Origin of the sequence: Klebsiella sp. K5-204 (assembly GCF_030128585.1) — a bacterium.
GTDB lineage: Bacteria > Pseudomonadota > Gammaproteobacteria > Enterobacterales > Enterobacteriaceae > Klebsiella > Klebsiella quasipneumoniae.
The window spans coordinates 1-9,024 of sequence record NZ_JAKUZS010000018.1 but is presented as its reverse complement, the minus strand read 5'-3'; the positions used below and the strand labels follow the sequence as shown (position 1 = coordinate 9,024).

Below are 9,024 nucleotides of genomic sequence, written 5' to 3'. Positions count from 1 at the left end.
TGAAAAATAAGGGATAATAAAAGGCGCCTGTTCGACGCCCTGGGAATTACAGGAAGAAGGGGCTTGGCTGGAACAGCCTTTCTACATCGGAAATAAACTTTTTATCAGTCAAAAACATGATCACATGATCGCCCTGTTCGATCCGCAGATTATTATTGGCGATCATCACGTCATTCCCGCGCACGACGGCGCCGATGATCGTGCCCGGCGGAAGTTTGATCTCATCGATCGACCGCCCGACTACCCGCGAGGTGCTCTCATCGCCGTGTGCCACTGCTTCGATCGCTTCCGCAACGCCGCGGCGCAGGGAGGAGACGCCGACAATATCGGCTTTACGGACATGGCTGAGGAGGGCGGAAATCGTGGCCTGCTGAGGCGATATCGCGATATCAATGACGCTACCCTGAACCAGATCCACATAGGCTCTGCGCTGGATCAGCACCATGACTTTTTTGGCCCCCATTCGCTTGGCCAGCATCGCAGACATGATGTTTGCTTCGTCATCGTTAGTGACGGCAATAAACAGGTCCACCTGGTCAATATGCTCTTCGGCCAGCAGCTCCTGATCCGATGCATCACCGTAGAAGACGATAGTATGCTGCAGTTTTTCAGCCAGCTCAGCGGCTCGCTGCTGATTGCGCTCGATAAGCTTAACGCTGTAGTCTTTTTCCAGCTTATGGGCCAGGCCCGCGCCAATATTGCCGCCGCCGACCAACATGATGCGTTTGTAAGGTTTCTCCAGACGCTGGAGTTCGCTCATGACCGCGCGAATATGCTGCGAGGCGGCAATAAAGAAGACTTCATCGCCGGCCTCGACAATCGTCGAACCCTGTGGGCGGATGGGGCGATCGTGGCGGAAAATGGCGGCCACGCGCGTATCGATATGCGGCATATGCTCGCGCATGGTGGACAACGCATTCCCCACCAGCGGACCACCGTAATAGGCTTTCACCACGGCGAGGCTGACTTTACCTTCGGCGAAGTTCACGACCTGCAGCGCGCCGGGATATTCTATCAGGCGATGAATATTGTCGATGACCAGCTGTTCCGGAGCGATTAAGTGATCGATGGGCACAGCTTCAGAATTGAAGAGCTTTTCCGCATCGCGGACGTAATCAGGCGCACGAATACGGGCTATACGGTTTGGCGTATTGAATAATGAATAGGCGACCTGACAGGCCACCATGTTGGTTTCATCCGAACTGGTGACCGCCACCAGCATATCGGCATCATCGGCTCCTGCCTCGCGCAGTACGCGGGGGTGAGAACCGTGCCCCTGGACGACACGCAGGTCGAACTTATCCTGCAGGCTGCGCAGACGGTCGCCATTGGTATCAACCAGCGTAATATCATTGTTCTCGCCGACGAGGTTCTCCGCCAGCGTGCCGCCGACCTGGCCGGCGCCCAGAATAATAATCTTCATCTGCAGTGATCCATTAGTTCCGACGTTTGATTAGCTTAGCGTAAAAGAAGCCATCGCCTTCTTCCGCACCCGGCAGATTTTGCTGTCCCGGGCTTGCCGGCGTACCGGTTGCGTGAAGCTCTGCATCCGGGGTCCGCGCGAGGAACGCGGCAATTTGCTGACTATTCTCTTCCGGCAGAATAGAACAGGTAGCGTAAACCAACGTGCCGCCTGGCTTCAGATGCCCCCAGATGGCATTGAGGATCTCGGCCTGCAGCTGGGCTAAATCGCCGATATCCCGATCCCGGCGCAGCCATTTGATATCCGGGTGGCGGCGAATAACGCCGGTGGCGGAACAGGGGGCATCCAGCAGAATACGATCGAACTGCTCGCTGCCACACCACTGCTCAGGGAAGCGACCATCGCCCTGTTTGACTTCGGCTTTCATGCCCAGCCGTTTCAGGTTGTCATAGACGCGGGAAAGACGCTGTTCATCAATGTCCACCGCCATGACCTCAGCCTGGGGAGCGACTTCCAGAATATGCGTCGTCTTGCCGCCCGGCGCGGCGCAGAGATCGAGAATGCGCTCGCCGTTTTCCGGCTGCAGATAGCGCATGCAGCCCTGGGCCGAGGCATCCTGAACGGTTACCCATCCTTCGGCAAAACCCGGCAACGCATGGACCGGGGCAGGGGTGGCCAGACGCACGGCGTCGGGATAGTCAGGGTGGGTGAAGCCCTCTAAGCCGGCCTCTTTAAGCAGATCAAGCCATTCGTCTCGGGAATGATGGTTGCGGTTAACGCGCAGCCACATCGGCGGGCGCTGGTTGTTTGCATCGACGATCTCCTGCCATTGTTGCGGCCAGGCCTGCTGCAGACGCTTCAGCAGCCATTTGGGATGAAGGTAGCGGTTTTCCTGCCCGGCGAATTCTGCCAGTAGCTCTTCCTGCTGGCGCTGAAACTGGCGTAACACCCCATTGATCAGCCCTTTAAGCTGCGGGCGCTTAATCGCCACCGCGCCTTCTACCGTTTCAGCCAGCGCGGCGTGCGGAGGGATGCGGGTGTAGAGTAACTGATAGAGCCCAACCATAATCAGAAAGTGCACGGTGCGCTGTTTGCCGGTCATCGGGCGCGTCATCAGCTTGCTGATAAGCCACTCCAGCTGGCTGAGCGTACGCAGTACGCCAAAACACAGCTCCTGCAGCAGCGCTTTGTCTTTATCGCTGACTTTTTGCTGTAGAGGGGGCAGGACGTTGCTTAAAGACTGACCTTTTTCAACGACTTGCTCGATAGCCTGGGCGGCCAGGCTGCGTAAATTTATATTCTTTTTCATAAGCGCAAAAATAAAAATGCCCGGCGAACCCGGGCTTCAGAAGAGACGACCGTCAGGCGAGACGGGTGCCAGGAGTAAACCACTCCCGGCGGGAATTGAGTAAATCCTGGGCGCTCATCGCTTTTTTACCCGCAGGCTGTAGCGACTCCAGACTGAGGATCCCATCGCCCGTGGCGACCTGGATACCCTGTTTGGTTGCTGCCACGATAGTACCCGGTTCGGCATGCGCGGCTTCGGCAATGACCGATGCCCGCCACACTTTTAGCGGCTGCCCGTCAATTTCCAGCCAACTCATTGGCCACGGATTAAAGGCGCGGATGCAGCGCTCCAGCTGTGCGGCAGAAAGCGACCAGTCGATGCGAGCTTCTTCTTTACTCAGCTTCTCGGCGTGGCACACCAGCGATTCATCCTGTACTTCAGGCTGTGCGGTGCCGTTGGCCAGCTGGGCTAAGGTTGCCAGCAGACCTTGAGGGCCGAGCTCGGCCAGCTTATCGTACAGGCTGCTGCTGGTATCCTCTGCGGTAATGGGGCAGGAAAGCTTATACAGCATATCACCCGTATCAAGGCCGACGTCCATCTGCATGATGGTTACGCCTGTTTCGCTATCCCCGGCCCACAGCGAACGCTGGATCGGCGCTGCGCCACGCCAACGCGGTAGCAGGGAGCCGTGAACGTTGATGCAGCCCAGACGGGGCATCTCCAGCACCGCTTTCGGGAGAATCAAACCGTACGCCACCACCACCATGATATCGGCGCCGAGATCGGCGACTAATTGTTGGTTGTCCTGCGGACGCAGGGAAGATGGCTGGAATACAGGTAAGTTATGGGCTTCAGCCAGCACCTTTACCGGGCTCGGCATCAATTTTTTGCCGCGGCCAGCAGGACGGTCTGGCTGAGTGAATACGCCAACAACCTGATGTTCAGACGACAACAGCGCGTCAAGATGACGCGCTGCAAAATCGGGGGTGCCGGCGAAAATGATACGTAGTGATTGTGACACGGTATTCCTTGTTATCAGGCACGGGAACGTAAACGATCCAGTTTCTCAACCTTCTGACGAATGCGCTGTTGTTTGAGCGGTGACAGATAATCAATAAACAGTTTGCCGACCAGATGATCCATCTCATGCTGAATACAGATAGCCAGCAGGCCATCGGCCTCCAGTTCAAATGGCTTACCGTCGCGATCCAGCGCTCGGATCTTCACTTTTTCCGCACGCGGCACCAGGGCGCGCTGTTCCGGAATCGACAGGCAGCCTTCTTCGATGCCCGTTTCGCCATCTTTTTCCAGCAGCTCCGGGTTGATTAACACCAGCTGCTCTTCACGATTTTCCGACACATCAATAACGATAATGCGCTGATGGATATCGACCTGGGTCGCGGCCAGACCAATGCCCTCCTCAGCGTACATGGTGTCGAACATATCATCGACGATACGCTGAATTTCCGCATTCACTTCTTTGACCGGCTCGGCGACGTTGCGAAGGCGCTCGTCCGGAATATGTAACACTTGCAAAACTGCCATAAAGTTCCAGAGTCGTATTCAGGAGTTGATAAGATTATTAGCTCTATTCTAGACAAAACACCCTGCAATTGACAGTCTCACTGTCCAATCGCAAAGATTGTCAATACCGCTTATGGCAGGGGGTAAGGATGACGCCCGACGAGATTTGGCTGCGGCTGATGAAGGTCAGTAACTTGTATGGCGACAGAATGCTGAAGATCGCACAGCGCTTATGCGCAGCCGCCAGCGTTGATCGTGAAGCGCTGCATGCTGTCGGGATGTCCGCGGCGCAAGCAACGTTATTTTTTCGGCTTGACGGGCGTGAGCTTGATGAGACGCGGCGCTGGCTGGAGAACCCGGAACATCATCTGTTACGGGCCGACGATCCGCGCTTTCCGTTTCGGCTAAGGGCCATCGCTGATTACCCCGGTGCGTTGTTGGTCAGCGGCGATCCCGCTCTGCTTCACAGCGCGCAGCTTGCCGTTATTGGTAGTCGCCTGCATTCCTGGTATGGCGCTCGCTGGGGGAAGCTGTTCAGCGAAACGTTGGCGCGTAAAGGAATGACTATCACCAGTGGGCTGGCGTTAGGCATTGATGGCGTAGCGCATCGCGGCGCGCTCGCGGCCGAGGGCAAAACCATCGCGGTACTGGGCAACGGACTGGGTAAGGTTTATCCGCGGCGCCATGCAAGCCTCGCCCAGCAGATCATCGATAATGGCGGTGCGCTGGTGTCTGAATTTCCACTAATAACGCCGCCGCTTCCCGCGCATTTCCCCAGGCGCAACCGGATTATCAGCGGCCTGAGCCTGGGCGTGTTGGTGGTTGAGGCGGCATTGCGAAGCGGCTCGCTGGTTACCGTCCGCTGTGCTCTGGAGCAGGGAAGGGATGTGTTTGCCCTGCCTGGGCCGATAGGCAATCCGGGATCGGAAGGCCCACACTGGTTAATTAAGCAAGGCGCGGTGCCGGTGACCTCGCCAGAGGATATTGTGGAATACTGGCACAACGAGCTGACCTGGCTAACTGATACGTCTGATTCGATAAATAATTGCGCTGATCAGCCGTCTGTAGCATTGCCATTTCCGGAGCTCCTGGCTAACGTAGGAGATGAGGTAACACCTGTTGACGTTGTCGCTGAACGTGCCGGCCAATCTGTGCCAGTAACCGTAGCTCAGCTACTTGAACTGGAGTTAGCAGGCTGGATCGCAGCTGTACCCGGCGGCTATGTCCGATTAAGGAGGGCAAGCCATGTTCGACGTACTCATGTATTTGTTTGAAACTTACATCCATAGCGAAGCAGAAATGCGCGTGGATCAGGACAAACTGACGCGGGATCTTACCGACGCAGGTTTTGAGCGGGAAGATATCTATAACGCGTTAATGTGGCTCGAGAAACTGGCTGATTATCAGGAAGGTCTCGTTGAACCCATGCAGCTCGCTTCCGACCCACTGTCGCTTCGGGTATATACCGAAGAGGAGTGCCAGCGTCTGGATGCCAGTTGCCGGGGATTTTTACTCTTCCTCGAGCAGATTCAGGTGTTGAACCTCGAAACGCGAGAAATGGTGATAGAGCGCGTACTGGCGCTGGATACGGCAGAATTTGAGCTGGAGGACCTGAAATGGGTCATCCTGATGGTACTGTTCAATATTCCGGGCTGTGAAAACGCCTATCAGCAAATGGAAGAATTACTCTTCGAAGTAAATGAAGGTATGCTGCATTAATCTTTTTGCAGCAACATCGAGTTGTTATGACCAAATCAGCACTGTTTTCGGTGCGTAAAAATGAGCCCTGCCCGCAGTGCGGGGCTGAACTGGTGATCCGTTCCGGGAAACATGGCCCGTTTCTCGGCTGTTCGCATTATCCGGACTGTGACTATATCCGTCCCCTGAAAAGTCAGGCGGACGGGCATGTCGTTAAGGTGCTGGAGGGGCAAGCATGCCCATCGTGCGGCGCGGTTATGGTGCTACGCCAGGGGCGTTTTGGGATGTTCATTGGCTGTAGCCGCTATCCGGAATGCGAACATACCGAGCTAATTGATAAACCAGATGAGACGGCTATTGCTTGCCCGCAGTGCGGACAAGGCCATCTGGTCCAGCGTCGTTCCCGTTTCGGTAAAACCTTTCATTCCTGCGATCGCTATCCTGATTGCCAGTTCGTTATCAATTTTAAACCGGTGGCGGGCGAATGCCCTGAATGCCATTACCCGCTGTTAATAGAAAAGAAGACGGCGCAGGGGCTCAGACGCTTCTGTGCCAGTAAACAATGTGGAAAGCCGATCCCGGCGGAATAAATCAGTGAACAATAACCTGCCCTCAGAAGCCGTCGCCCATGCCGTGGCGGTCCTGAATAATGAACATGTCATCGCCTATCCCACGGAAGCTGTTTTTGGTGTCGGCTGCGACCCTGACAGCGAAACGGCCGTTATGCGTCTGCTGGAGCTGAAGCAGCGTCCTGTTGAGAAGGGATTGATCCTTATCGCCGCTAGCTTTGAGCAGCTGAAGCCCTATATTGATGATTCTCGGTTAAGTGACTCGCAGCGGGCAGCAATCTTTTCCTGCTGGCCAGGACCGGTGACGTTTGTATTCCCGGCTCGTCCTGAAACGCCACGCTGGCTGACGGGTCGTTTTGATTCGTTGGCCGTACGCGTAACCAACCATCCGCTGGTGATTGAATTGTGCGAAGCCTACGGAAAACCGCTGGTCTCGACGAGCGCCAATCTCACCGGTCAACCGCCTTGCCGCACTACCGCAGAGGTCCGTGCTCAGTTTGGTGACAGCTTCCCGGTCGTGGATGGCGCTACGGGCGGACGTCAAAATCCATCTGAAATACGTGATGCCCTGACGGGTGAACTGTTCCGCCAGGGGTGAATCATGGAAACCTACGCTGTTTTTGGTAATCCGATTGCGCACAGCAAGTCGCCTTCTATTCACCACCTTTTTGCCCGCCAGTTAGGGATTACCCATCCTTATGGACGTGTGCTGGCGCCGCTGGACGATTTTGTCTCTTCTCTGAATCAGTTTTTTGCGGAAGGAGGAAAGGGCGCCAACGTTACCGTTCCTTTCAAAGAAGAAGCCTTTGCGCGCGCGGATGAACTGACAGAACGCGCTGCGCTGGCGGGAGCGGTGAATACCCTGAAACGTCTGGAAGATGGGCGTTTGCTGGGCGACAACACGGATGGTATTGGTCTTCTGAGCGATCTGGAGCGTCTGGGATTCATTAAGCCACGCCAGCGGATCCTGCTTATCGGTGCCGGTGGCGCATCGCGTGGGGTACTGCTGCCGCTGCTGTCGCTGGGGTGCGCTGTGACGATCGTCAATCGCACCTATGCTCGCGCCCATGAGTTAGCCACGCTCTTCGCCCATACCGGCAGCGTCAGCGCCCGGGAAATGGATACCTTAGCCGGGGAAACTTTCGATCTGATCGTCAATGCAACATCCAGTGGGATAGAGGGTGATGTGCCGGCTATCCCGGCGTCTGTTGTTAACCCCGACGTGTATTGCTATGACATGTTTTACCAGAAAGGGGCGACGCCATTTCTTCAGTGGTGCCAGCAGCATGGCGCAACCCACTGCGCTGACGGGCTGGGAATGCTGGTGGCGCAAGCCGCCCATGCTGTTCTGCTATGGCACGGCGTCCTGCCGGCTATCACCCCGGTTATAGAAAAGCTGCAACAGGAACTGAATGCATGAATCAGGCGATTCAGTTTCCCGATCGGGAATCATGGGATGCCGAACGGCAGGGCGTGGTTTTTCCCGCGCTGGTGAATGGGATGCAATTAACCTGCGTAATTTCAGGGCAGATCCTGCAGCAGCGTTTTGGCGCAGAGGGGCCAGCGCAGTGGCTGGCCGCATTCCGGGAACATCGTTGGGATCTTGAGGAAGAGGCTGAGGCATTGATCCGCGATAATCAGGAAGATGCTCAGGGTTGGGTCTGGCTCTCCTGATCCAGATATTCATCTTTCCATTTCACATAGTTATTTGCTGAATATTTTAGGCCTTCCCGCTCCGCCTCTGTCAGGGGGCGGATCTGTTTGACCGGATTGCCAAAGTAAAGGAAGCCGCTTTCAAGCTGTTTATTCTGCGGCACCAGACTTCCCGCGCCAATCATGACGTCATCACCAACCACGACACCATCTAACAAGATCGAACCCATACCAACCAGCACGCGGTTGCCGATAGTGCAGCCGTGCAGCATCACTTTGTGACCAACCGTCACATCCTCTCCAATGATCAGTGGATTTCCCTCAGGCTTGTAAGAGGATCTATGGGTCACGTGTAGAACGCTGCCGTCCTGAATATTGCTACGTTGACCTATCGACACGAAATTGACGTCGCCGCGAATGGCGACCAGAGGCCAGACGCTGACGTCATCGGCAATTCTGACATCACCGATGACGACGCTGGATGCGTCAATCATGACGCGAAGACCGATTTGCGGGAAAAATGTTTTATAGGGACGCAGGTGAGCAGACATGTTGACCTCAAAAATACGGGAGCGTAAGAAGACTTTGGTGGCTTTTATCTCGCTCTGCAACCCCTGAAAACGGTGAAAATTGAGCAAATCGCGCAATTACACGGCGAAAAGGGTGAAAAATCACCATTCAGAAAAAAAGATCGAAAAAAGGCTTGTGCAAAAAAATGGGATCCCTATAATGCGCTCCCACTGACACGGCGGATGTGAATCACTTCACACAAACAGCCGGTTCGGTTGAAGAGAAAAATCCTGAAAAACGGGTTGACTCTGAAAGAGGAAAGCGTAATATACGCCACCTCGCGACAGAGCGCTAAAGCG

11 protein-coding genes are annotated in these 9,024 nt (G+C 55.3%); 6 read left to right on the top strand and 5 right to left on the bottom strand.

The genetic code is table 11. From position 1 onward, the window contains the following. Positions 1-46: 46 nt before the first annotated feature. From trkA to def, 4 genes are read right to left on the bottom strand one after another with little or no spacing between them, the layout of a single operon-like run. On the bottom strand, positions 47-1,423 hold the full coding sequence (gene trkA / locus MKR05_RS25905; RefSeq protein ID WP_002919153.1) for a Trk system potassium transporter TrkA: 1,377 nt from the start codon (positions 1,421-1,423) through the stop codon (positions 47-49). A 13-nt stretch (positions 1,424-1,436) separates the two neighbouring features. Beyond that, positions 1,437-2,732: a 16S rRNA (cytosine(967)-C(5))-methyltransferase RsmB gene (rsmB, locus tag MKR05_RS25900; protein WP_238875346.1), complete on the bottom strand. Its 1,296-nt coding sequence runs from the start codon at positions 2,730-2,732 to the stop codon at positions 1,437-1,439. A 52-nt stretch (positions 2,733-2,784) separates the two neighbouring features. After that, complete coding sequence (gene fmt / locus MKR05_RS25895) at positions 2,785-3,732, bottom strand: methionyl-tRNA formyltransferase (protein ID WP_238875344.1); 948 nt, start codon at positions 3,730-3,732, stop codon at positions 2,785-2,787. 14 nt (positions 3,733-3,746) lie between these two features. Further along, positions 3,747-4,256: a peptide deformylase gene (gene def, locus MKR05_RS25890; RefSeq protein WP_284118961.1), complete on the bottom strand. Its 510-nt coding sequence runs from the start codon at positions 4,254-4,256 to the stop codon at positions 3,747-3,749. 128 nt (positions 4,257-4,384) lie between these two features. Here def and dprA point away from each other — a divergent pair, with 128 nt between their 5' ends. The 6 genes from dprA to MKR05_RS25860 are packed head-to-tail and all read left to right on the top strand — an operon-like array spanning position 4,385 to position 8,176. Then, complete coding sequence (gene dprA, locus MKR05_RS25885) at positions 4,385-5,509, top strand: DNA-protecting protein DprA (RefSeq protein WP_238875343.1); 1,125 nt, start codon at positions 4,385-4,387, stop codon at positions 5,507-5,509. Continuing rightward, entirely contained in the window at positions 5,481-5,954 is a 474-nt protein-coding gene (gene smg / locus MKR05_RS25880) for a DUF494 family protein Smg (protein WP_002919137.1), read from the top strand. The genes dprA and smg overlap by 29 nt, the downstream gene beginning before the upstream one ends. 26 nt (positions 5,955-5,980) lie before the next feature. Further along, a complete protein-coding gene (locus tag MKR05_RS25875; RefSeq protein ID WP_023291168.1) occupies positions 5,981-6,523 on the top strand; it encodes a type I DNA topoisomerase in 543 nt (180 codons plus the stop codon). A gap of 4 nt (positions 6,524-6,527) precedes the next feature. Then, positions 6,528-7,100 (top strand): L-threonylcarbamoyladenylate synthase type 1 TsaC, encoded by a 573-nt coding sequence (gene tsaC / locus MKR05_RS25870; protein WP_004206805.1) that lies wholly within the window; start codon positions 6,528-6,530, stop codon positions 7,098-7,100. Between the two features lie 3 nt (positions 7,101-7,103). Continuing rightward, positions 7,104-7,922 carry a shikimate dehydrogenase gene (gene aroE / locus MKR05_RS25865; protein ID WP_032454195.1) on the top strand — a complete coding sequence of 273 codons (819 nt, stop codon included), beginning with the start codon at positions 7,104-7,106 and terminating at the stop codon, positions 7,920-7,922. Further along, positions 7,919-8,176, top strand: a complete 258-nt coding sequence (locus tag MKR05_RS25860; RefSeq protein ID WP_048298473.1) for a DUF1488 domain-containing protein — start codon at positions 7,919-7,921, stop codon at positions 8,174-8,176. Before aroE ends, MKR05_RS25860 begins: the two co-directional genes overlap by 4 nt. Here MKR05_RS25860 and MKR05_RS25855 read toward each other — a convergent pair. After that, the gene (locus MKR05_RS25855) at positions 8,152-8,706 is read right to left on the bottom strand and encodes a gamma carbonic anhydrase family protein (protein ID WP_044524944.1); all 555 of its coding nucleotides are present in this window, start codon (positions 8,704-8,706) and stop codon (positions 8,152-8,154) included. The genes MKR05_RS25860 and MKR05_RS25855 overlap by 25 nt on opposite strands. Between the last annotated feature and the right edge of the window lie 318 nt (positions 8,707-9,024).

What these genes read in the sequence shown, in the direction of transcription:
- def (WP_284118961.1), bottom strand. Translation starts at nt 4,256, where the DNA reads ATGGCAGTTTTGCAAGTGTTACATATTCCGGACGAGCGCCTTCGCAAC.
- MKR05_RS25855 (WP_044524944.1), bottom strand. Translation starts at nt 8,706, where the DNA reads ATGTCTGCTCACCTGCGTCCCTATAAAACATTTTTCCCGCAAATCGGT.
- MKR05_RS25875 (WP_023291168.1), top strand. Translation starts at nt 5,981, where the DNA reads ATGACCAAATCAGCACTGTTTTCGGTGCGTAAAAATGAGCCCTGCCCG.
- trkA (WP_002919153.1), bottom strand. Translation starts at nt 1,423, where the DNA reads ATGAAGATTATTATTCTGGGCGCCGGCCAGGTCGGCGGCACGCTGGCG.
- rsmB (WP_238875346.1), bottom strand. Translation starts at nt 2,732, where the DNA reads ATGAAAAAGAATATAAATTTACGCAGCCTGGCCGCCCAGGCTATCGAG.
- MKR05_RS25860 (WP_048298473.1), top strand. Translation starts at nt 7,919, where the DNA reads ATGAATCAGGCGATTCAGTTTCCCGATCGGGAATCATGGGATGCCGAA.
- aroE (WP_032454195.1), top strand. Translation starts at nt 7,104, where the DNA reads ATGGAAACCTACGCTGTTTTTGGTAATCCGATTGCGCACAGCAAGTCG.
- dprA (WP_238875343.1), top strand. Translation starts at nt 4,385, where the DNA reads ATGACGCCCGACGAGATTTGGCTGCGGCTGATGAAGGTCAGTAACTTG.
- smg (WP_002919137.1), top strand. Translation starts at nt 5,481, where the DNA reads ATGTTCGACGTACTCATGTATTTGTTTGAAACTTACATCCATAGCGAA.